We start from the raw sequence: 21,071 nt of genomic DNA, 5'->3' as shown, positions 1-21,071 counted from the left end.
TACGCTCAACACCACGTATCACGGGGCCTTCAGCTATGCCAACCTACGTTCACCTACGAACGATTTCTCTAGGCATAGTAGCTTGCCCAGCAACTCATAATCAGCAAGTCGAATTAAGTGAGCTTCTTGGCTAAGTCCTCCGTTTTGGGATGGTAATAGCGCATGAGCATGCGCGTATCCTGATGGCCAGTGATCTTGGTCAGTTCGTGCAGCGGGAAGACTTCCGCTAGGCGCGAGGTTGCCTCATGGCGTAGATCGTGGAAGCGCAAATCCATTAGGAACGGATCGGCCTCGATGCGCTTGTCGATCTTGTCCTGTGAGAGCTTCTTGTGTTTGAGGTGAAGGGACAGACCTTCTGTGTAGGCGTTGCGTGCGTCGGCGATAGCGTTTGCAAATGCTTTAGTGATTGAGTCCGGCCGACTCCGAAAACAGCGACCGTCGTCTCGCTCAGCAAGGTTTTTCAATATGCCTGCTGCCTTGCTGGAGAGGGGGACGCCGCGGGAAGAGCCGTTCTTGGTCATCGGCAGCAGAGCAACTCGCTTGTCTAGATTGACGTTAGCGTTTTGCAAGCCAGTAATTTCACTGCGGCGCATTGCTGTTTCCACTGCGAAGGTCATGATCTTTGGTAGCTCGGTCGAGCGAGAGTAGCGGCAGATCATTTCGAGCTCGTCCATGTGTTCGTACAGCAGCTTCCCACCTTTTTGCGTCCATACATCGGCGCTGAGAATCCGTCGCTCGCGTGAGTCGTCAACACTTGGTTGGCGGATGAGTTCGACCGGATTGGTCAGAGACTCCATACGCCACTCTTTACGGGCAATGGTGAATACGTGAGAGATCAAGGCGAGTTCGCGGCGCACCGTGGCTGGAGCCAGGCCCTCTTCGAGGCGACTATCACGGTAACTTGCCATATCGGAGCCACGAATGCTGGCAAGCGAGCGAAGGGCCATTGGATGACGTTGCATAGCCTGGATGCGTGACAGCTCGGATGCACTACTTCGTTTTTTGCAGGTTATCTCTTTGGCGTATAACTCCAAGGCGCTGGCGAAGGAGGTCGTTTCAGCTTCGCTGCGGCTGACAAATACGCCGGCATCCATTTCTCGCTCTATCATGGTCGCCCAGGTTTTTGCCTCTAGCTGGGTATTGAATGTGCGTGTCTGTTGGGGCCACCCTTTACGCCTGATCTGGGCGTGCCATTGGTGAGGGCCTTTCTTCCTAAACGTCGCCATCGCTTTTCGCACTGTGCCAAAAATGTGCCATTAACTTTACAGGAACACCTATGGAAGCCGCAAAGCCCTTGCTTATTCGCGAAACCTTCCCCGTCGGCCCTTTGCAGTGCAACTGCACGATCATCGGTGATCCGATCACGAAAAAGGCCATCGTCGTCGATCCGGGCGGCAATCATGAGTTGATCCTGGCGCGGCTCGATGCGTTGGGGCTCAAGGTGGTGAGCATCATTCACACCCACGCCCATCTCGATCACTTCCTGGCGTCCGGCCAATTGAAGGAAAAAACCGGCGCGACGCTGCACCTGCACAAAGAGGATCAGTTCCTCTGGGACAACCTGGAAATGCAGTGCAGCATGTTCGGCGTGCCTTACACGCCCGTCCCGTCTCCGGATCGCTGGTTGGCGGATGACGAAGAGCTGGCCTGCGGTTGTGGCGTTGCGCTGCACACACCCGGTCACACACCAGGATCTATGAGCTTTTGGTTTTCTGAGGCTAAGCTGCTGATTGCCGGTGACACGCTGTTTCGTCGCGGGGTAGGGCGTACAGACTTGTGGGGCGGTGATCAGGCGACCATCGTGCGTTCGATCAAGCAGCGTCTGTATACCCTCGATGAAGACGCAACCGTGATTACCGGGCATGGTCCCGATACCCGTCTGGGCGATGAAATGCGTGAAAACCCCTTTGTGCGAGCCTGATTTTCTGGCGTAGACGGACTCACGGAATTTTTGCCGATTGTCGTGTTCCAACGCCAGCAAAGGTCTATTGCCAACATCAGCTGCACCACAGAATGCAAAAAAAGTAGGAGCTCTCCATGTTCACCTCGCGTCGCTTGATTATTGTCGCTACTGCCGTGGCCTTGTTGTCCGGCTGTGCGAACCAGAACCCGTATGACAACCAGGGGCAGGCCGACAGCTCCACGGGTTCCACGGGCATGAGCAAAACTGCCAAATACGGTGGTTTGGGGGCCTTGGCCGGTGCGCTGGCCGGTGCTGCCATCGACCACAACAACCGTGGCAAAGGCGCGCTGATTGGCGCCGCGGTGGTCGGTGCATCCGCCGCCGGTTACGGCTACTACGCCGACAAACAGGAAGCCAAGCTGCGTGCAAGCATGGCCAATACCGGCGTCGAAGTGCAGCGCCAGGGCGATCAGATCAAACTGATCATGCCGGGCAACATCACCTTCGCGACCGATTCGGCAAACATTGCCTCTGGTTTCTATCAGCCGCTGAACAACCTGGCGGGCTCCCTCAAGGAGTTCAACCAGAACCAGATCGAAATCGTGGGTTACACCGACAGCACCGGCAGCCGTCAGCACAACATGGACCTGTCCCAGCGTCGTGCTCAAAGCGTAGCGACCTACCTGACGTCCCAGGGCGTCGGCGGAGCCAACCTGTCGGCTCGTGGTGCCGGCCCGGATAACCCGATCGCCAGCAACGCCGACACCAATGGCCGCTCGCAGAACCGTCGGGTAGAGGTCAACCTCAAGCCGATTCCTGGCCAGCAGTATCAGCAGCAAACCCAGCAATAAGCCCGGCTAACACCCAAGTACAAAAAAGCCCGCCCGATCTTCAGTAGATCGGGCGGGCTTTTTTTTACGCTTGAACCCTGATTATTTCTTCAGGCCGTAATGCTCATCGAGCATACCGGGAGCGTTCGGGGTTTTTGGCGCGTAATCTTTCGGCGCTTCCTGGCTGCGCGGTGGCGTCAGGCGTTCCCGTGGTGCTTGTGCCGAGTCGGCGTGCAGCGCGGCCAGCAGGCGTTGGCGAGTCAGTTCGTCCAGGGCCAGACGATTGGCGCCCTCGGCGAGATGGTCTTGCACATCCTGATAGCTCTGAGTGAGTTTCTGGACCAAAGCTGCGGTGCTGTTGAAGTGGGTGACCACTTCATTCTGATAGCTGTCAAAACGTTCCTGAATATCATCCAGCTGACGTTGCGTGCGGTTAGGCGCGGCATTGGGCAGCAGACGAGCGACCAGAAATCCAATGGCGACACCGGCAACCAGGGCAAGAGTCGGCAACAACCAAACTAAGAGCGAGTGTTCCACGAGTCCTTCCTCTATAAACGGCTTTGCTTTACGTTAACGGCTCGGACCTGCGCTGTATACCGCGACGAGATCGCAATCATGCCAGGCACAGACTTTTAGCTAGACGAGTCGACCCAATTCGAGGTCACGGAGTTCCTTCCTTGCTTATGCGCGAAACCCCTGTATTTATCGATGGCCCGGTTGGCCAATTGGAAGCTTTGTACCTGGATCAGCCCGACGCCCGTGGCCTGGCGCTGATCTGCCACCCGAACCCGGTGCAGGGTGGCACCATGCTCAATAAAGTTGTTTCGACTGTGCAACGCACGGCGCGGGATGCTGGTTTGATCACGTTGCGCTTCAACTATCGCGGCGTCGGCGCCAGCGCCGGCAGTCATGATATGGGGACCGGTGAAGTCGATGATGCACTGGCGGCGGCGCAATGGTTTCGGGCGCAGCATCCTGAGCTGCCCATCACGCTGTTCGGTTTCTCCTTCGGCGGTTTCGTTGCGGCCAGCCTCGGTGGACGTCTGGAAGCCAAGGGCGAAACATTGGCTCACTTATTCATGGTCGCGCCTGCGGTCATGCGTCTGGGCGATCAGGATCAGTTGCCGCAAAACTGTCCGCTGACCCTGATTCAGCCAGAAACCGACGAAGTGATCGATCCGCAACTGGTCTACGACTGGTCCGACGCCCTTGATCGCCCCCATGAGCTGCTGAAAGTGGCAGAATGCGGACACTTTTTTCACGGCAAGCTGACGGACCTCAAAGATCTGATACTGCCGCGCCTTTCGAATTGATTGCAGTCTGATAAGCGATTACCCATGACTACTCGTACGCGTATCCTCACCGGCATCACCACCACCGGCACGCCGCACCTGGGCAACTATGCCGGGGCCATTCGTCCCGCGATCGTTGCCAGCCGTGACAGCAATGCCGATTCGTTCTACTTTCTGGCCGACTACCACGCCCTGATCAAATGCGATGACCCGCTGCGCATCCAGCGCTCGCGTCTGGAAATCGCTGCGACCTGGTTGGCCGGTGGTCTGGATGTGGATCGGGTGACGTTCTATCGCCAGTCCGATATTCCGGAAATCCCTGAGCTGACCTGGTTGCTGACCTGCGTTGCGGCCAAGGGTTTACTCAATCGCGCCCATGCCTACAAGGCCTCGGTGGACAAGAACGTCGAAACTGGTGAAGACCCGGATGCCGGCATCACCATGGGCCTATACAGCTACCCGGTGCTGATGGCCGCGGACATTCTGATGTTCAACGCGCACAAGGTGCCGGTCGGTCGCGATCAGATTCAGCACGTGGAAATGGCGCGCGACATTGGCCAGCGTTTCAACCACCTGTTCGGCCAGGGCAAAGAATTCTTCACCATGCCGGAAGCCGTGATCGAAGAGAGCGTGGCCACACTGCCAGGTCTCGACGGCCGGAAGATGTCCAAAAGCTACGACAACACCATCCCGTTGTTCAGCAGCGCCAAGGAAATGAAGGACGCCATCTCGCGGATCGTCACTGATTCCCGCGCCCCCGGCGAAGCCAAAGACCCGGACAACTCGCACCTGTTCACCCTGTTCCAGGCCTTCGCCACACCGGCGCAGTCCGACGAATTCCGCAGCGAATTGTTGCAGGGACTGGGTTGGGGCGAAGCAAAAAATCGCCTGTTCCAATTGCTGGACAGCGAGCTGGGTGAATCCCGCGAGCGCTATCACCAATTGATCGAGCGTCCGGCGGACCTGGAAGACATCCTGCAGACCGGTGCGAAGAAAGCCCGCAGCGTCGCCACACCGTTCCTCAACGAACTGCGTGAAGCGGTCGGCCTGCGGTCTTTCGTCAATCAGACGCAAGCCACCACGGTTACCAAGAAAAAAGCCGCGAAAGCCGCGCGCTTCGTCAGCTTCCGTGAAGATGACGGCAGTTTCCGCTTCCGTCTGCTGGCGGCCGACGGCGAGCAATTGCTGCTGTCGCGCAACTTTGCCGATGGTAAAACCGCTGGCGCGGTGACCAAGCAACTGCAAGCGGGTCAGGAACTGGACCTGCGCAGCGACAACCTGAGCTTCAGCGTGTGGCTGGAAGGCGAGTGCGTGGCCGACAGCCCGACATTCGCCGACAGCGCTGCTCGCGATGCTGCCATCGACGCTTTGCGGGTTGCTTTGACACCTGCGCAGGACTAATCGGAGATCTGCCCGACTAAGGGTTGATTGCCATTCTCAAGGGCCGTCGCTACAGTGGCGGCCCGTTTTTGTTGCCTTGCTAACGAATTATGACGCCCCTAGAACGATATCAAGCTGATCTGAAACGCCCGGAATTCTTTCATGACGCCGCCCAGGAAACTGCGGTGCGTCATTTGCAACGCCTGTACGACGATCTGGTCGCGGCCTCGCAGAGCAAGCCGGGCCTGTTCGGCAAACTGTTTGGCAAGAAAGATCAGGCGCCGGTCAAGGGGCTGTACTTCTGGGGCGGCGTTGGTCGCGGCAAGACCTATCTGGTCGATACCTTCTTTGAAGCCCTGCCGTTCAAGGAGAAGGTCCGCACTCACTTCCACCGCTTCATGAAGCGCGTGCACGAAGAGATGAAGACCCTGCCCGGTGAGAAAAACCCGCTGACCATCATCGCTAAACGCTTCTCCGACGAAGCGCGGGTGATCTGTTTCGATGAGTTCTTCGTTTCCGACATCACCGACGCCATGATCCTCGGCACGCTGATGGAAGAACTGTTCAAAAATGGCGTGACTCTGGTCGCGACATCGAACATCGTCCCGGACGGTCTGTACAAAGATGGCCTGCAACGTGCGCGCTTCTTGCCGGCTATTGCCCTGATCAAGCAGAACACCGACATCGTCAACGTCGACAGCGGCGTCGATTATCGTCTACGTCACCTCGAGCAGGCCGAGCTGTTCCATTTCCCGCTGGACGCGGCGGCCAATGAAAGCTTGCGCAAGAGTTTCCGCGCCCTGACGCCGGAATGCACTCAGGCCGTCGAGAACGACGTACTGATGATCGAAAACCGCGAAATCCGTGCCGTGCGCACCTGCGATGACGTGGCCTGGTTCGACTTCCGCGAACTCTGCGACGGCCCTCGCAGCCAGAACGACTACATCGAACTCGGCAAGATCTTCCACGCCGTGTTGCTCAGCGACGTCCAGCAAATGACCGTCACCACCGACGACATCGCCCGACGCTTCATCAACATGGTCGACGAGTTCTACGACCGTAACGTCAAGCTGATCATTTCCGCTGAAGTCGAGCTCAAAGACCTCTACACCGGCGGTCGCTTGAACTTCGAGTTCCAGCGCACCCTCAGCCGTTTGCTGGAGATGCAGTCCCACGAGTTCCTGTCGCGTGCGCACAAGCCGTAAGACTGTCTCGATCATCAAAAAAGGGCCTGCATTGCAGGCCCTTTTTTGTGTTTGTCATTTTCCAGACTTGATGTCCTCTTTGAGGTAACGCTCTAGCTCATTTTGTCGCTGGCAGCCGACGAGCATCCAGAGCAGGATTCTGGCTTTGCGCGGACAGAGAAATCCCGCCATCGATGCACCTTTGCGGATCAGATCCATCTCGCTGCCAGTAAAACCATAGGAGGACTGAGCGGTGGAGCCTGAGCCGGTCCGGGTCGCAATGATGACCGGGATTCTTTCTGCGATTTTTTCGACAGCCTCAGCCCAGCTCCCTGAGACGTGTCCTGCACCGAAACCAGCGATCACCAGTCCGTCGTACCCCAGCTTGAGGATGTTCTCCAATAACAAGGTGTCCGCAGAAAGAGACGCTTCCAGCAGGGCAATTTTCTGGGTTGTCTGGTGTGGCAAGGGTAAAAGCATTCGGTGGGCCGTCTGGCGTAGATAGCGGACGGTTCCTTCCATGAGCAGGCCCGCGGGACCAAAAACTGGGGAGGAAAACGCCTGCAACGCCAATGAGTCGATTTTACGGACGCTGCACGCTGAGTGAATCTGGCCGTTCATTACCACCTGAACGCCTCGCTGACGGCTGTTTTCAGCTAGCGCGACTCGGCAGGCATCCAGCAGATTCGCCGGCCCATCGGCCCCCACTTGAGCTGCTGAACGCATAGCGCCGGTCAGAACCAGAGGTTCGTCGTGGTTCCACAAGTAATCGAAAAATATTGCTGTTTCTTCGAGGGTGTCCGTGCCCTGAGTGATGACAACGCCAATAGCGCCTTGCTCAACCTGGTATTTCGCCCAGGAAATGACACTCAACAAGAACTCGAAATCCAGAGAGGCACTTGGGAGTAGGCCGAGTGTTTCAACGGTCACCCGGGCCAGTGCCGTCAGTTCCGGTACTGAGGCCAGCAGGGTCTCGCCGCTGACTGTCGGGATAACGCCTTCACCGGCATTCCTGGCTTGCATGCTCACGGTGCCGCCGAGAGCCGCGATGGCCAGTTTGGGCAGGTTCATGTCATACCTCGCTCGATTCATTGCGATTAAAAAGTGGCTGTACCCAGTCTTCAGTGTCGGGATCTTGATACAGCCGAATGGGTGAAGTGCGGCTTATGAATTAATTAGTTATCAGGAGTCCGATAAGCGGAACGATCAGCAAGGTGCTGATGGCCATGGACAGGACATTCCCGATGTAGGAATGCATGTCGGCCGGCAACCTTTTGGCAATCGCACACGCCAAGGGTGGCGCAATAAGTGCTCCTAGCAGTGCACTTGAGCCTATGACCTGCCAACTGCCGCCATATGTCAGAACCGCCGCTGGCACGACTGACACCAGCGGAATGTAGGTGGGATACCAGCCGCGCAATATCCATTGTCGACGCCAGATCACCACGCCTAAAGCTGACGTCAAAGCCTGCGCGCCGATCAGTTGTGGCAGCAAACCTGAGCCGTATACCGGACTCATGGGGTTCAAGGTGTAAGCCAACACCGCCCCCAATAACAGGCCAAGGCTGGCCAGTTCATTGCCAAAGAACGGCGCTTCCGAAAAGTCTGCCAAAACTCGGCGCAGGCTCCAGAAAACTCCGTAGTCAGGTGTCTTTGTTACGGCAGCTGCGGCCGAAGAGTCGGATGGCTTCTCGGATTGGTCGGACTTCACCAGGCTCGGCAGGTACCGACAGAGCAAAAAGGCAATGACGCTGGCGACAGCCATGCCCGAGACATTGCCGATCACGGCTGGCAAGCCTAGTGGATTGCATACGTAGTTGACGATCAGCAAGCACATCGGGGTGACGAGCACGGCGCCCATGATTGCTCCGTTGATCGTGACCTTCCAGCCACCTCCAAACATCAGCACCATCGCCGCCGGCAATGAAACAAATGCCGCAAACGTGGGTTGCCAACTTGTGGCCGTGACCGTCCAGCCCCACAGCAGGTTACTCAGCAACAGCCCAAGCAACGAGCTGGTAACCAGCCACGGCCATAATCCAGTGCCGTAGGAAATGGCAAAACCTTGCCAGGACTTCCCCGTTCGATTCGCCCAGTAGGCCAGATAGGCCCCAGCCAGCAGCCCGATAGAGGCGAACTCGTGTTTGTAGAAGGCAACTTCGCTGATGTCTCCCAGCACCCAGCGCAACCAGGCACTCGGCTCGGGAAGGCTCGACACCATGTCACTGTAGCTTGGCCAATGTGCTGACCAGGAAGAGCGGTTGGTGAATGAAAGCCAGATAATCAGCAGAATCGTGCCGATCATTAGCAGGATGATCGCAGTATCAAGCAGCGATCTACTGGCAAGTCGGTTCGGCCGGTGTTTTTCGGTTGTGGTTTCCATACGTCATGCCCCCGCTATCAGCGCGGGAGACGAGGGTGTTGGGTATAACCGAGCATCTGATCGTAGAGATCGGCTCGACGATCGCGATGCAGATCGTTCAAGTTGTTCCAGATGGGCGCACTACGGGAGCTGGTCAGATCAATATCGGCAAACAGAATTTCTTGCTTGTCCGCAGAAGCCACTGAGCCGATAGGCCAGCCATTGGTACCGGCAATCAGTGAGCAGCCCAGGTAACGAGCACCTCGCTCTTCGCCGATCCTGCTGGCTGCTGCAATAAACACGTTGTTGACGTGAGCTGCCGTCATCGTCAGATACGAAGCCATGCATTTGCCGGCGTCATCGAACAGGGGCGGTGGCGTCCAGACCCAGTTGTTTAAGCTGCAAATGATGTCCGCGCCTTGCTGGCTCAATATTCGCGGCACTTCCGGAAACCAGATATCCCAACAGATCAATAGTCCGATGCGTCCTATTGGTGTATCAAAAACGGGGAAACCGAGATCACCCGGTGTGAACCATAGTTTTTCCAGGTTCCATAAATGGGCTTTTCGATACTTGCCAATAAAACCGTCAGGCCCTACAAGAACGCCGGTGTTGAAGAGTCGCATGCCGTCGCGTTCGGTCAAGCCGGCCACCAGGTAGACCTTGTGTTTGCAGGCGAAATCCATCCAGATTTGCACGCTCGGCCCGCTGGGAATCGCCTCCGAATGTTCGAACGCATCCTGGCGATTGCTGAAGAAATAACCGGTATTTGAAAGCTCAGGCAGAACGATGAGATTTGCACCTCCGTTCACCGCCTCCAGGGCCAACTCCAGGCCATAACGCAGATTACGCTCACGATTCCCCATGCCGACTTGCGGGTCGAATTGTACGACGGCTACACGAACAGGACTTGTTGGCTCGCTCATTTCGGATGACCTCTTTTTATTGTTTTGCAACCTGTGTGGTTGTCTTTTTTATAAGAGTCGAACCGGCTGATGGCGTAAGTCAGCAGTTTCCTTTTAGGCTGTAGTCCCGATCCCTAAAGTTGATGAGGGGCAGTTCGATTTTGCTCGACTGGGGGCAAAATGGCCCGATAGTGCTAGTGGGATGGATTTATGTTGGGTGAGGCTGAGCCAATACACTTCATGCATTGGCTCTTGAACGGCGAGAACGGAGGTCAGCTCCTGAGCTTGTATTCTGGATAGTCACTCATGGAAAAACCGCCATTGAATGTAGCTTCGGTTTTATTGCAGATATGAATGACCGCATCGACGGCGCCTCGAAAGCAAGGTTCTGTCCAACCGGCATCGACTGAAAAAGACTCGCCAGAAAAATAGAGGCCTGAAATATGTGAAAAGTCCCTGTTGTACTTCATCAAGCCCACTGCGTCGTAGTAGGTACCGGGACGGTATAACTTGGCACACCCCAAGGCATTTTTATCGGTCATCCAGCGTTGGACGACCGCTTGATCAATGCCGATATAGGGAGAAATTTTTTCTTGAATATTGGCGGAGTTCATGAGGATTCGATCAAGTTCTTTTGCGCACTTCGTAACGAGCTCTCTGTCAGTGAATGAGGCGAGTTTGGTTGCATCATCCTCCCATGTATAACTTAGAAGAATGCAGTCATAGCTATAGTTTTCATTATAGCGATAGGTGTATATGTCATGGATGAAACTGTCTGTGACTATGGCCTGCGGAATTTTGGTGTTTTTTGATAAGAATGATTTTTTTAACGGCGCATAGACTTTGCAGCTGGTTTCCCAGTGAGCGGTTTTATAGGCATTGATTGTGTCGAACGGAAGCATCTCTTGGTTGAAGTTTTCCAGTTTGATTCGTGTTTCGATCAGCCATGAGGGAAGGGTCATGATGACAGAGTCAAAGTCATCGAATAATTCCTGAGTTTGCTCGGGGTGGCTGGATTTCCAGTTGAAGTAGACGCGTGTTTTTTGGTTATCCAGTTTTTTCAGCTTCGTCACGGATGAGTCCGTGAGGAAACCGCTACTTCTTTCAATGCTGTGCTCATAGAAGGATTTTCCGGTTTCCTCTATTTTCATGAATAGCAGGCATTCATCCAAAGTAGCCAACCCGATATATCGAGGCCTATCGAAGCCCAGTCCCTTTGAATCAAAAACTGCTTCGCTGTGCAAGCAAGGTGAATCTATAGGGTCACCGCTTGAGTCTACTCGACCATGGACCAGCTGTAGCTGGCTGCTGAATCCAAAAATTGCAGTACGCAGGGGATAAAGTGAGCAGACGTCATAAAAGGCTCCCCAGCTACCGTCACCAATGCCTATCGAATAGAAAACAGCGGACTCTTCTGCGGTCATGCCCATCCCACCGAAATTTCCGGGTGAGCTTTCATGCCAGGTTTCTACTGCTGGCATGCTGACCAGGTCGCGAAATGAAATGCTCTCGTATTTTTCGACGATAGCGGCCCACATGGCTTCCCATTGTTGACTGGCGTAAACCTCTGCTACGTGGCGAGTCATGCGGTCGGCAAATGCTTTCCACTTGGCGTAAACCTTTTGAAGCTCCTCGCCGGGCGGCGGTGTTAGGCCGTCTTCATTCGTCCATATAAGCATCTGTGGAGTAGGTCCTCCCCCCACGTTTCCCTCTCGAAGATAGATTCCAGTCGACGTTACCCACTGGCTTCCAGGATTGGGGAAGTCGGAAATAGACAAGTCAAACTCCTTGGCATAGTAAGCCATCAGGGATCTACCCTCTGTAGGTGGCTCGCCTGCTCTGTTGAAGAAAGGCATGCGCATAGCCCCCATTTCAAACGGTGTATGACTCGCTGTGGAATTCCGACTTCCAGGAATTGTAAGGTGTCTGCCACCTATACGTTTGGATTGTTCTATAAGTGTAATACTGGTAAAGCCACAACGATAAAGCTCTCTGGCGGCAGTGAGTCCAGTCACACCGGCACCAATGATGCATATTTTATGGTTTGGGTTGGTTGCTTTTGCGACGCCATTCTCTTGTTCTACTAGTGCTCGATAGTCAAAGCATAAATCTGGCGGGTTCGGGAAACGAGCGGCCCATTTGTTTTTAGCGGAGCGCTTTGTTCGAGCAGTATCCTTGGCAATATCTGAGGGGTAATTGTAGCTTGATCCGATAGTCACAGTTAATCTTCCCTGTCAGGTGCGTAGTTACCGTGTGTTGGTGTTGTTTGCAGGGATGTATGTTGAAGTCTTAAACGGTTGGCTTGCAAGTGTAAAGTCGAGTTCTCTAGTGCTCTGTGTTCCGATTTTTGCGTAGGATAAATACTCGTGAGGCTAGGGGTCGTATTTTAATAGGGTGTTGTATTTGTGAGTTGGATATAAGTGTTGAATTGGAATTGTTGGTAACGCTCAAATGTTCAGTAGGCGCCGCTCAGCTATCTGAGACGGCGCCTGTTTTTTAAGCGGCTTGCTGAAACTGCTGCCGATACTGATTCGGCGACAGCTCAGTGTGCTGGCGGAACAGTCTGGCGAAGAAACTCGCATCGTCATAACCGACTTCATAACTGATGGTCTTGATGCTTTTGCGGCTGGCGGAGAGCAGACCCTTGGCGGTTTCGATGCGCAGGCGTTGCAGGTAGTGCAGCGGCTTGTCGCCGGTGGCGGTCTGGAAGCGGCGCATGAAATTGCGGATGCTCATGCCGTGTTCGCGGGCGACGTCCTCGAAGCGGAACTTGTCGGCGAAGTGCTCTTCGAGCCAGTGCTGGATCTGCAGGATGATCACGTCCTGGTGCAGTTTCTGCCCGCCGAAACCGATTCGGCCGGGGGCGTAGCTGCGTTGCACTTCGTAGAGAATGTCGCGGGCCACGGCTTGGGCGATGTTGCTGCCGCAGAAGCGTTCGATCAAGTAGATATAGAGGTCGCAGGCCGAGGTGGTGCCGCCGGCGCAGTAGAGGTTGTCGGCGTCGGTCAGGTGCTTGTCCTGATTGAGATGGACCTTGGGGAAGCGTTCGCTGAAGGCATTGAAGAAGCGCCAGTAGGTGGTCGCCTCCTTGCCGTCGAGCAGGCCGGCTTCGGCGAGCCAGAAGACTCCAGTGGCTTCGCCGCAGAGCACGGCGCCGCGGGCATGTTGTTCGCGCAACCATGGGATCACTTGTGGATAACGCTGACAGAGCGTTTCGAAATCGTCCCAGAAGGCCGGGAGGACGATGACGTCAGTATTTTCCAGGCCGCCGTCCACCGGCAGGATCACATCGCTGAAGCTGCGCACCGATTGTCCATCGGGGCTAACCAGACGGGTTTCGAATGCCGGGGTGAGGCCGTGGCCGAGTTGTTTGCCATAGCGCAGGCTGGCCAGATGGAAGAAATCCTTGGCTTGCATAAGGGTTGAGGCGAACACCCGATCAATAGCCAGGATGCTGACGCGCCGCAGGGGCGTGGAGAGCTGGATAGACATAATTCAATTATTCTTATAGGGGAAAGTGGTCACCAAACGGCTGGATCGTCTTATTTTTTGTCGGATGTGTCCAGTGTCCTGTGAGGGATAGGCGGCATAGGCTCTGTGGGTCAGTCCCGACTAACAATAATTAGAGGTGTCCGCATGATCCCCAGAACCTTGTTCAGTTCCGAGCACGAACTCTTTCGCGACAGTGTGCGTACCTTTCTCGAAAAAGAGGCTGTGCCGTTCCATGGGCAATGGGAAAAACAGGGATATATTGACCGCAAGCTATGGAACAAGGCGGGGGAGGCGGGGATGCTCTGCTCGCATTTGCCGGAAGAATACGGTGGGCTGGGGGCGGACTTTCTCTACAGTGCGGTGGTGATTGAAGAGGTCGGTCGTCTCGGATTGACCGGTATTGGCTTTTCGCTGCACTCGGACATCGTTGCGCCCTACATCTTGCATTACGGCAGTGAAGCCTTGAAGCATAAATACCTGCCGAAACTGGTCTCTGGTGAGATGGTCACGGCCATTGCCATGACGGAGCCGGGCGCCGGTTCCGACCTGCAAGGGGTGAAGACCACTGCGGTGCTGGACGGTGATGAGTACGTGATCAATGGCTCCAAAACCTTCATCACTAACGGCTTTCTTGCCGACCTGGTGATCGTCGTGGCCAAGACCGATCCGAAGGCGGGCGCGAAGGGCACCAGCCTGTTCCTGGTGGAAGCGGACACGCCGGGCTTTGCCAAGGGCAAGCGTCTGGAAAAGGTCGGCATGAAGGCCCAGGACACTTCGGAGCTGTTCTTTCAAGACGTCCGTGTGCCCAAGGAGAACCTGCTGGGGCAGGCCGGGATGGGCTTCGCCTATCTGATGCAGGAGTTGCCGCAAGAGCGTCTGACGGTCGCGATAGGGGGGCTGGCGTCGGCCGAAGCGGCTTTGCAGTGGACGCTGGAATACACCCGCGAGCGCAAGGCGTTTGGCAAGGCCATCGCCGATTTTCAGAACACCCGCTTCAAACTGGCCGAAATGGCCACTGAAATACAGATCGGCCGGGTCTTCGTCGACCGCTGCCTGGAGCTGCATCTGCAAGGCAAGCTGGACGTGCCGACGGCGGCGATGGCCAAGTACTGGGGCACTGACCTGCAATGCAAAGTGCTCGACGAGTGCGTGCAGTTGCATGGTGGTTACGGCTTCATGTGGGAGTACCCGGTGGCCCGCGCCTGGGCGGATGCGCGGGTGCAGCGGATCTATGCGGGGACCAACGAAATCATGAAGGAGATTATTGCGCGGTCGCTTTGATGCGGTGGTGAGTGTTAGATAGCTATCGCGAGCAAGCTCGCTCCCACATGGGGTTTGTGTCGATCACAAAATGGTGGTCAAGCACAAATAACCTGTGGGAGCGAGCTTGCTCGCGATTGGGTCTATGAATCGATTAAGGTGCCGGATTCGGCTGATCCTTGTGAATCGCCTCAATCCCCGCCAGCACTTCATCCGACAGCTTTAAATCGACGCTGGCAATGTTGCTGTCCAACTGCTCAAGAGTCGTGGCGCCAATGATGTTGCTGGTCACGAATGGTTGCTGGGTCACATAGGCCAAGGCCATTTGTGCCGGGTTCAGACCGTGTTCGCGGGCCAGGGCAACATAACGGCTGCAGGCAGCCTCTGACTGCGGGTTGAAATAGCGGCTGAAGCGGCTGTAAAGGCTCAGGCGGCCTTTGGCCGGGCGTGCCCCACCTTCGTATTTGCCCGACAGAAAACCGAACGCCAGCGGCGAATAAGCCAGCAGGCCGCACTGTTCGCGGATGGCGATTTCCGCCAGGCCGACTTCGAAACTGCGGTTGAGCAGGTTGTACGGGTTCTGGATCGACACCGCCCGCGGCCAGCCACGGCTTTCGGCCAGCGCCAGGAACTTCATGGTGCCCCATGGCGTCTCGTTGGACAGGCCAATGTGGCGGATCTTGCCGGCCTTGACCTGTTCATCCAGCGCCTCGAGGGTTTCTTCCAGTGGCGTGAAGTCTTCATCAGCCTTGTGCTTGTAGCCGAGTTGCCCGAAGAAGTTGGTACTGCGCTCGGGCCAGTGCAGCTGGTAGAGGTCGATCCAGTCGGTCTGCAGACGCTTGAGGCTGGCGTCCACTGCTTCGACGATATGCTTGCGGTTGTGTTTGAGCTGGCCATCACGCACGTAGTCGATGCCGTTGCCGGGGCCGGCGATCTTGCTGGCGAGCACCCAATCGGCGCGATCGCCGCGAGTCTTGAACCAGTTGCCGATGTAGCGCTCGGTGCTGGCATAGGTTTCGGCTTTTGGTGGCACCGGGTACATTTCGGCGGTGTCGATGAAATTGATCCCGGCACTTTTGGCCCGTTCGATCTGGGCAAAGGCCTCAGCCTCGCTGTTCTGCTCGCCCCAGGTCATGGTTCCGAGGCAGATAGCACTCACGTTCAGATCGGTTCGGCCTAGCTGGCGATAGTCCATCGGGTGCTCCTTCGGGAAAACAATCATAAAAGCAGGTTGAAAATTTTTTCGCAATCTGCATAATTGCGCACCTCTTTCTGCAGTGGAAGTGATGCGCCGCCTGCCGAAGAATCTTGCCGTTGAACGGACGCGCTGACCCGAGCCCCCGATAGCGTCTGTATCCGGCTGCCTTTGACTTGTCAAAGTACGCACTATTCAGTAAGATCCGCCGTCTAATTTATCAGGGCGGCCCCTGAGGCTATAAAGAATGAAAACTTTTACTGCTAAACCGGAAACAGTAAAGCGCGACTGGTTCATCGTCGACGCTGCTGGTCAGACCCTGGGTCGTCTGGCCACCGAAATCGCGAGCCGCCTGCGTGGCAAGCACAAGCCTGAGTACACTCCGCACGTTGACACCGGTGACTACATCGTCGTGATCAACGCTGAGCAAGTACGTGTCACTGGCGCCAAGTTCACTGACAAAATGTACTACTCTCACTCCGGTTTCCCGGGCGGGATTAAGTCGATCAACTTCGAAAAGCTGATCGCCAAAGCTCCTGAACGCGTGATCGAGACCGCGGTAAAAGGCATGCTGCCTAAGAACCCGCTGGGTCGCGACATGTACCGTAAGCTGAAAGTCTATGCGGGCGCTGTACACCCTCATACTGCTCAGCAGCCCCAAGAACTGAAGTTTTAACGGAATAGTTCATTATGTCGGCGACTCAAAATTACGGCACTGGCCGTCGCAAGACTGCAACCGCACGCGTTTTCCTGCGTCCGGGCACTGGTAACATCTCCATCAACAACCGCTCCCTGGATAATTTCTTCGGTCGCGAAACTGCCCGCATGGTAGTTCGTCAGCCGCTGGAATTGACTGAGACTGTCGAGAAGTTCGACATCTACGTCACCGTGATCGGTGGTGGTGTAAGTGGTCAAGCTGGCGCAATCCGCCACGGTATCACTCGCGCACTGATGCAGTACGACGAAACTCTGCGCGGTGCACTGCGCAAAGCTGGCTTCGTTACTCGTGATGCACGTGAAGTTGAACGTAAGAAAGTTGGTCTGCGTAAAGCGCGTAAGCGTCCGCAGTACTCGAAGCGTTAATTCGCTTTTACGTTCAAAAGCGCCCAGTTTCCTCACGGAGCTGGGCGTTTTTTATGGGCGATGTTTTTTTGGTGTGACAACTTGCCACATCCGCAGAGCCCCTATACTACAAGGCTTGCCGCTGGGGCAGGATGGTAATTACCTTGTCAGAATAGGGGCTTTTCATTACCATTCGGCAAAATTTTTATAAGTTCAGATTTTTACTTAGTAGATGCCTGATTTAACAGGCCACAAAGCTGATGGGAGAGGACTGAATGAGCAATGACGGCGTGAATGCAGGCCGGCGTCGCTTCTTGGTAGCAGCCACATCCGTGGTGGGTGCTGCAGGAGCGGTGGGGGCTGCGGTCCCGTTCGTGGGGTCATGGTTTCCCAGTGCCAAGGCGAAAGCCGCAGGTGCACCGGTGAAAGTGAATATCAGCAAGATCGATCCAGGCCAGCAGATGATTGCTGAGTGGCGCGGTCAACCGGTATTCATCGTCCGCCGTACTGAGGAAATCCTGGGGAATCTGAAGAAGATCGAGGGCCAGTTGGCTGACCCTACCTCCAAGAACTCGACGCAACCGACCTATGTCGACCCGCAAACGCGGTCGATCAAGCCAGAAGTTCTGCTGCTGATCGGCATCTGCACGCATTTGGGCTGCTCGCCGACCTTCCGCCCGGAAGTGGCGCCTGCTGATCTGGGTAAGGATTGGGTGGGTGGCTATTTCTGCCCTTGCCACGGTTCTCACTACGATCTGGCTGGCCGCGTCTACAAGTCGCAACCTGCGCCATTGAATCTGCCAGTGCCGCCGCACACCTACGAGTCGGACAGCGTCATTGTCATTGGCGTCGATACGGAGAAAGCGTGATGAGCAAATTCATGGATTGGGTTGATGCACGCTTCCCCGCTACTAAAATGTGGGAAGACCATCTCAGCAAGTATTACGCCCCGAAGAACTTCAACTTCTTCTATTTCTTTGGCTCCCTGGCACTGCTCGTTCTGGTTAACCAGATCGTTACCGGTGTCTGGCTGACCATGAGCTACACCCCGTCGGCAGAAGAGGCATTTGCTTCCGTCGAATACATCATGCGCGACGTCGAGTACGGCTCGATCCTGCGTCTGCTCCACTCCACTGGCGCCTCGGCGTTCTTTATCGTGGTCTATCTGCACATGTTCCGTGGTTTGCTCTACGGTTCGTATCAGAAGCCGCGTGAACTGGTGTGGGTCTTCGGCATGCTGATCTACCTGGCACTGATGGCTGAAGCCTTCATGGGCTACCTGCTGCCTTGGGGTCAGATGTCGTACTGGGGCGCTCAGGTGATCATCTCGCTGTTCGGTGCGATCCCGGTCATCGGCAACGACCTGACCCAGTGGATCCGTGGTGACTACCTGATTTCGGGTATTACCCTGAACCGCTTCTTCGCTTTGCACGTCGTAGCGTTGCCGATCGTGATTCTCGGTCTGGTCGTGCTGCACGTTCTGGCGCTGCACGAAGTCGGTTCGAACAACCCGGACGGCGTGGACATAAAAAAGCACAAAGACGAAAACGGCGTACCGCTGGATGGCATTGCCTTCCACCCGTACTACACCGTGAAAGATATCGTCGGCGTGGTGGTGTTCCTGTTCATCTTCTGCTCGATCGTGTTCTTCTTCCCTGAAATGGGCGGCTACTTCCTCGAGAAGCCGAACTTTGAAGTGGCGAACGCCTTCAAGACCCCGGAACACATTGCGCCGGTTTGGTACTTCACGCCGTTCTACGCGATCCTGCGTGCAATTCCCGACAAGCTCATGGGCGTTGTTGCCATGGGTGCTTCGATTGCCATGCTGTTCGTCCTGCCCTGGCTCGACCGTAGTCCGGTCAAGTCCATGCGCTACAAGGGCTGGCTGAGCAAGATCTGGCTCTGGGTGTTCTGCATCTCCTTCGTGATTCTTGGCTGGTTGGGTGTCATGGCGCCTACCCCGGAACGTACGTTGCTGTCGCAGGTCTGTACCTTCCTGTACTTCGCCTACTTCATTCTGATGCCGTTCTACACCAGGCTCGAGAAGACCAAACCGGTTCCGGAAAGGGTGACTGGCTGATGAAAAAGCTATTTGCTGTACTGATTCTTGCTGCTATGCCTGTATTGTCCTTCGCGGCCGAGCACGGTGGTCCTGAGCTGGAAAAGGTCGATATCGACGTCTCCGACAAGGCTGCAATGCAGGATGGCGCGCGTACGTTCGCCAACTACTGCATGGGCTGCCACAGCGCCAAGTTCCAGCGCTATGAGCGCGTCGCCGACGATCTGGGCATTCCTCATGATCTGATGCTCAAGAACCTGGTGCTCACTGGCGCCAAGATCGGTGACCACATGAGCATCGGCATGCAGCCTGCTGACGCAAAAGCCTGGTTTGGTGCGGCTCCGCCCGACCTGACTCTGGTGGCTCGTGTTCGTGGTACTGACTGGCTCTACAGCTACCTGCGTTCTTTCTACGAAGATCCGGCACGTCCTTGGGGTGTGAACAACAAGGTATTCCCGAATGTCGGTATGCCTAACGTTCTGGTCGGCCTGCAGGGTCGTCAGGTGGTAGGCTGCAAACAAGTTCAAATCGTCGAAAACGGCAAGAAGCAATACGACCCACTGACCGGCACTGCTTTGACTCATGAAGCCTGCGATCAGCTGACTGTATTGCCGAAAACCGGTACGCTGAACGAAGAGCAGTTCGACGAGAAGGTCAAGAATCTGGTGACCTTCCTGGCCTACTCGGCCAACCCGGTGAAGCTGCAGCATCAGCGCATCGGTACCTACGTGTTGCTGTACCTGGCCTTCTTCTTTGTATTCGCTTATCTGCTCAAGCGCGAATACTGGAAGGACGTTCATTGATAAAGTTGTAAGTAATTGCTGTTAATCGTGCGCGCCCAAGGGCGTCTCTAAACGTGTAACGTGTCTGGATATCCAGGCGTTACGGGAGGCGTCCTCTGGGCGCGCTCGTTTTTCTGCTCCCGATAATTTCAACAAGCGAGGAGGACCGCCATGGGCGTGACCAATCGGTTGGCCTGTTACTCCGACCCCGCCGACCACTATTCCCACCGAGTACGCATCGTGCTCGCAGAGAAGGGTGTCAGCGCCGAGATCATCTATGTGGAGGCGGGCCGTCAGCCGCCAAAACTGATCGAAGTGAACCCTTACGGCAGCTTGCCCACCCTGGTCGATCGTGACTTGGCGTTGTGGGAGTCAACCGTGGTGATGGAATATCTGGATGAGCGTTACCCGCATCCGCCTTTGCTGCCGGTTTATCCGGTAGCGCGCGCCAATAGCCGTCTGCTGATTCATCGTATTCAGCGTGACTGGTGTGGGTTGGTGGATTTGATTCTGGACTCGCGCAGCAAAGAAGCTGCTCGGGTACAGGCTCGTAAAGAGTTGCGTGAAAGCCTCACTGGCGTTTCGCCACTGTTTGCCGACAAGCCGTTTTTCCTCAGTGAGGAACAAAGTCTGGTCGATTGCTGCCTATTGCCAATTCTTTGGCGTTTGCCGATTCTAGGTATTGAGTTGCCGCGGCCCGCAAAGCCGTTGCTTGATTATATGGAGCGCCAGTTTGCGCGTGAGGCATTCCAGGCGAGTCTGTCTGATGTCGAACGCGATATGCGCTAAGGCTTAAGGAGCCGCTATGAACTCCAGTCGACCTTATCTGGTCCGCGCGCTCTATGAGTGGATTGTGGACAACGATTGCACCCCGCACATGCTGGTCAATTCCGAGTACCCGTCGGTGCAGGTGCCCCAAGGTTTTGCCAGTGACGGACAGATCGTCCTGAACGTATCGCCAAGTGCCGTGCGGCATTTGCACATGGATAACGATGCGGTCAGCTTCGAAGGGCGTTTCGGCGGTGTGCCGCATACGCTGTACGTGCCTATAGCTGCCATCCTGGGCATTTATGCCCGGGAGAACGGCCAGGGCATGGTCTTCGATCTGGAATCGTCTATGGAGGACGATGGCGAGGTTGAGCCGGATGATGACGTTCCGCCACCCGATAGCGAGCCGCCGCGTCCAAGCGGCCGGCCAAGTCTGAAAGTGGTCAAGTAACAAAAAAAGGCGATCCATCTGCAGACTGTGTGAAAACACAGCCGGCCAAGGCCAAAAAACAAATGCCCCGACTTGTCGGGGCATTTGTTTTTCTGAGGTGCTCAGGAAAAAAGGGCCTTTCAGCCCATCAATGCCATCAATTGACG

21 protein-coding genes are annotated in these 21,071 nt (G+C 55.7%); 13 read left to right on the top strand and 8 right to left on the bottom strand.

Annotated elements, in window-relative coordinates; genetic code table 11:
* Nucleotides 1–113: 113 nt before the first annotated feature.
* The gene (locus ACN1C3_RS20945) at nucleotides 114–1,094 is read right to left on the bottom strand and encodes a tyrosine-type recombinase/integrase (RefSeq protein WP_419117673.1); all 981 of its coding nucleotides are present in this window, start codon (nucleotides 1,092–1,094) and stop codon (nucleotides 114–116) included.
* A gap of 182 nt (nucleotides 1,095–1,276) precedes the next feature.
* On the opposite strand from ACN1C3_RS20945, the gene ACN1C3_RS20940 reads away from it, so the two are divergent.
* Together ACN1C3_RS20940 and ACN1C3_RS20935 are read left to right on the top strand one after the other, a co-directional pair.
* Complete coding sequence (locus ACN1C3_RS20940) at nucleotides 1,277–1,921, top strand: MBL fold metallo-hydrolase (protein ID WP_419117672.1); 645 nt, start codon at nucleotides 1,277–1,279, stop codon at nucleotides 1,919–1,921.
* Nucleotides 1,922–2,037: 116 nt separating this feature from the next.
* Entirely contained in the window at nucleotides 2,038–2,754 is a 717-nt protein-coding gene (locus tag ACN1C3_RS20935; RefSeq protein WP_419117671.1) for an OmpA family protein, read from the top strand.
* Nucleotides 2,755–2,835: 81 nt separating this feature from the next.
* Here ACN1C3_RS20935 and ACN1C3_RS20930 read toward each other — a convergent pair whose 3' ends face one another.
* Nucleotides 2,836–3,270 carry a YhcB family protein gene (locus ACN1C3_RS20930; protein ID WP_419117670.1) on the bottom strand — a complete coding sequence of 145 codons (435 nt, stop codon included), beginning with the start codon at nucleotides 3,268–3,270 and terminating at the stop codon, nucleotides 2,836–2,838.
* 146 nt (nucleotides 3,271–3,416) lie between these two features.
* Between ACN1C3_RS20930 and ACN1C3_RS20925 the strand changes: the two genes are divergently transcribed.
* The 3 genes from ACN1C3_RS20925 (at nucleotide 3,417) to zapE (ending at nucleotide 6,610) form a co-directional block, all read left to right on the top strand.
* Nucleotides 3,417–4,046: an alpha/beta hydrolase gene (locus ACN1C3_RS20925; protein WP_419117669.1), complete on the top strand. Its 630-nt coding sequence runs from the start codon at nucleotides 3,417–3,419 to the stop codon at nucleotides 4,044–4,046.
* Between the two features lie 24 nt (nucleotides 4,047–4,070).
* A complete protein-coding gene (locus ACN1C3_RS20920; RefSeq protein ID WP_419117668.1) occupies nucleotides 4,071–5,426 on the top strand; it encodes a tryptophan--tRNA ligase in 1,356 nt (451 codons plus the stop codon).
* Nucleotides 5,427–5,515: 89 nt separating this feature from the next.
* Nucleotides 5,516–6,610 carry a cell division protein ZapE gene (gene zapE, locus ACN1C3_RS20915; protein ID WP_419117667.1) on the top strand — a complete coding sequence of 365 codons (1,095 nt, stop codon included), beginning with the start codon at nucleotides 5,516–5,518 and terminating at the stop codon, nucleotides 6,608–6,610.
* A gap of 54 nt (nucleotides 6,611–6,664) precedes the next feature.
* On the opposite strand, the gene ACN1C3_RS20910 is transcribed toward zapE, so the two are convergent.
* From ACN1C3_RS20910 to ACN1C3_RS20890, 5 genes are all read right to left on the bottom strand, one after another.
* Complete coding sequence (locus ACN1C3_RS20910; RefSeq protein ID WP_419117666.1) at nucleotides 6,665–7,660, bottom strand: asparaginase; 996 nt, start codon at nucleotides 7,658–7,660, stop codon at nucleotides 6,665–6,667.
* A gap of 100 nt (nucleotides 7,661–7,760) precedes the next feature.
* Complete coding sequence (locus ACN1C3_RS20905; RefSeq protein ID WP_419117665.1) at nucleotides 7,761–8,972, bottom strand: hypothetical protein; 1,212 nt, start codon at nucleotides 8,970–8,972, stop codon at nucleotides 7,761–7,763.
* 17 nt (nucleotides 8,973–8,989) lie between these two features.
* Entirely contained in the window at nucleotides 8,990–9,877 is an 888-nt protein-coding gene (locus ACN1C3_RS20900; protein WP_419117793.1) for a nitrilase family protein, read from the bottom strand.
* A 251-nt stretch (nucleotides 9,878–10,128) separates the two neighbouring features.
* Nucleotides 10,129–12,075: a flavin monoamine oxidase family protein gene (locus ACN1C3_RS20895; protein WP_419117664.1), complete on the bottom strand. Its 1,947-nt coding sequence runs from the start codon at nucleotides 12,073–12,075 to the stop codon at nucleotides 10,129–10,131.
* Nucleotides 12,076–12,352: 277 nt separating this feature from the next.
* Nucleotides 12,353–13,249, bottom strand: a complete 897-nt coding sequence (locus tag ACN1C3_RS20890; protein ID WP_419117792.1) for a GlxA family transcriptional regulator — start codon at nucleotides 13,247–13,249, stop codon at nucleotides 12,353–12,355.
* A gap of 243 nt (nucleotides 13,250–13,492) precedes the next feature.
* Between ACN1C3_RS20890 and ACN1C3_RS20885 the strand changes: the two genes are divergently transcribed.
* Nucleotides 13,493–14,629 carry an acyl-CoA dehydrogenase family protein gene (locus tag ACN1C3_RS20885; RefSeq protein ID WP_419117663.1) on the top strand — a complete coding sequence of 379 codons (1,137 nt, stop codon included), beginning with the start codon at nucleotides 13,493–13,495 and terminating at the stop codon, nucleotides 14,627–14,629.
* A gap of 133 nt (nucleotides 14,630–14,762) precedes the next feature.
* Here the strand turns inward: ACN1C3_RS20885 and ACN1C3_RS20880 are convergent, their stop codons facing one another.
* On the bottom strand, nucleotides 14,763–15,803 hold the full coding sequence (locus ACN1C3_RS20880) for an NADP(H)-dependent aldo-keto reductase (protein ID WP_419117662.1): 1,041 nt from the start codon (nucleotides 15,801–15,803) through the stop codon (nucleotides 14,763–14,765).
* Between the two features lie 247 nt (nucleotides 15,804–16,050).
* Between ACN1C3_RS20880 and rplM the strand changes: the two genes are divergently transcribed.
* From rplM to ACN1C3_RS20845, 7 genes are all read left to right on the top strand, one after another.
* Nucleotides 16,051–16,479, top strand: coding sequence for a 50S ribosomal protein L13 (gene rplM, locus ACN1C3_RS20875; RefSeq protein ID WP_150641864.1), 429 nt, complete (start codon nucleotides 16,051–16,053; stop codon nucleotides 16,477–16,479).
* Nucleotides 16,480–16,493: 14 nt separating this feature from the next.
* Nucleotides 16,494–16,886, top strand: coding sequence for a 30S ribosomal protein S9 (gene rpsI, locus ACN1C3_RS20870; RefSeq protein ID WP_002555064.1), 393 nt, complete (start codon nucleotides 16,494–16,496; stop codon nucleotides 16,884–16,886).
* A 254-nt stretch (nucleotides 16,887–17,140) separates the two neighbouring features.
* The gene (gene petA / locus ACN1C3_RS20865) at nucleotides 17,141–17,734 is read left to right on the top strand and encodes a ubiquinol-cytochrome c reductase iron-sulfur subunit (protein WP_419117661.1); all 594 of its coding nucleotides are present in this window, start codon (nucleotides 17,141–17,143) and stop codon (nucleotides 17,732–17,734) included.
* Nucleotides 17,734–18,945: a cytochrome b gene (locus ACN1C3_RS20860; RefSeq protein WP_201120579.1), complete on the top strand. Its 1,212-nt coding sequence runs from the start codon at nucleotides 17,734–17,736 to the stop codon at nucleotides 18,943–18,945. Before petA ends, ACN1C3_RS20860 begins: the two co-directional genes overlap by 1 nt.
* Complete coding sequence (locus ACN1C3_RS20855) at nucleotides 18,945–19,727, top strand: cytochrome c1 (protein WP_419117660.1); 783 nt, start codon at nucleotides 18,945–18,947, stop codon at nucleotides 19,725–19,727. The genes ACN1C3_RS20860 and ACN1C3_RS20855 overlap by 1 nt, the downstream gene beginning before the upstream one ends.
* Nucleotides 19,728–19,877: 150 nt before the next feature.
* Nucleotides 19,878–20,495 carry a glutathione S-transferase N-terminal domain-containing protein gene (locus tag ACN1C3_RS20850; protein ID WP_419117659.1) on the top strand — a complete coding sequence of 206 codons (618 nt, stop codon included), beginning with the start codon at nucleotides 19,878–19,880 and terminating at the stop codon, nucleotides 20,493–20,495.
* 16 nt (nucleotides 20,496–20,511) lie between these two features.
* Entirely contained in the window at nucleotides 20,512–20,925 is a 414-nt protein-coding gene (locus tag ACN1C3_RS20845; protein ID WP_419117658.1) for a ClpXP protease specificity-enhancing factor, read from the top strand.
* The last annotated feature ends 146 nt before the right edge of the window (nucleotides 20,926–21,071 follow it).

The organism is Pseudomonas sp. H11T01, from assembly GCF_048515765.1.
GTDB lineage: Bacteria > Pseudomonadota > Gammaproteobacteria > Pseudomonadales > Pseudomonadaceae > Aquipseudomonas.
Note: the sequence above shows the minus strand (reverse complement) of the source record. Positions and strands in the feature narration are given on the sequence as shown.

What these genes read in the sequence shown, in the direction of transcription:
- ACN1C3_RS20945 (WP_419117673.1), bottom strand. Translation starts at nt 1,094, where the DNA reads ATGGATGCCGGCGTATTTGTCAGCCGCAGCGAAGCTGAAACGACCTCC.
- ACN1C3_RS20940 (WP_419117672.1), top strand. Translation starts at nt 1,277, where the DNA reads ATGGAAGCCGCAAAGCCCTTGCTTATTCGCGAAACCTTCCCCGTCGGC.
- ACN1C3_RS20935 (WP_419117671.1), top strand. Translation starts at nt 2,038, where the DNA reads ATGTTCACCTCGCGTCGCTTGATTATTGTCGCTACTGCCGTGGCCTTG.
- ACN1C3_RS20925 (WP_419117669.1), top strand. Translation starts at nt 3,417, where the DNA reads ATGCGCGAAACCCCTGTATTTATCGATGGCCCGGTTGGCCAATTGGAA.
- ACN1C3_RS20920 (WP_419117668.1), top strand. Translation starts at nt 4,071, where the DNA reads ATGACTACTCGTACGCGTATCCTCACCGGCATCACCACCACCGGCACG.
- zapE (WP_419117667.1), top strand. Translation starts at nt 5,516, where the DNA reads ATGACGCCCCTAGAACGATATCAAGCTGATCTGAAACGCCCGGAATTC.
- ACN1C3_RS20910 (WP_419117666.1), bottom strand. Translation starts at nt 7,660, where the DNA reads ATGAACCTGCCCAAACTGGCCATCGCGGCTCTCGGCGGCACCGTGAGC.
- ACN1C3_RS20905 (WP_419117665.1), bottom strand. Translation starts at nt 8,972, where the DNA reads ATGGAAACCACAACCGAAAAACACCGGCCGAACCGACTTGCCAGTAGA.
- ACN1C3_RS20900 (WP_419117793.1), bottom strand. Translation starts at nt 9,877, where the DNA reads ATGAGCGAGCCAACAAGTCCTGTTCGTGTAGCCGTCGTACAATTCGAC.
- ACN1C3_RS20885 (WP_419117663.1), top strand. Translation starts at nt 13,493, where the DNA reads ATGATCCCCAGAACCTTGTTCAGTTCCGAGCACGAACTCTTTCGCGAC.
- ACN1C3_RS20880 (WP_419117662.1), bottom strand. Translation starts at nt 15,803, where the DNA reads ATGGACTATCGCCAGCTAGGCCGAACCGATCTGAACGTGAGTGCTATC.
- rplM (WP_150641864.1), top strand. Translation starts at nt 16,051, where the DNA reads ATGAAAACTTTTACTGCTAAACCGGAAACAGTAAAGCGCGACTGGTTC.
- rpsI (WP_002555064.1), top strand. Translation starts at nt 16,494, where the DNA reads ATGTCGGCGACTCAAAATTACGGCACTGGCCGTCGCAAGACTGCAACC.
- petA (WP_419117661.1), top strand. Translation starts at nt 17,141, where the DNA reads ATGAGCAATGACGGCGTGAATGCAGGCCGGCGTCGCTTCTTGGTAGCA.
- ACN1C3_RS20860 (WP_201120579.1), top strand. Translation starts at nt 17,734, where the DNA reads ATGAGCAAATTCATGGATTGGGTTGATGCACGCTTCCCCGCTACTAAA.
- ACN1C3_RS20855 (WP_419117660.1), top strand. Translation starts at nt 18,945, where the DNA reads ATGAAAAAGCTATTTGCTGTACTGATTCTTGCTGCTATGCCTGTATTG.
- ACN1C3_RS20850 (WP_419117659.1), top strand. Translation starts at nt 19,878, where the DNA reads ATGGGCGTGACCAATCGGTTGGCCTGTTACTCCGACCCCGCCGACCAC.
- ACN1C3_RS20845 (WP_419117658.1), top strand. Translation starts at nt 20,512, where the DNA reads ATGAACTCCAGTCGACCTTATCTGGTCCGCGCGCTCTATGAGTGGATT.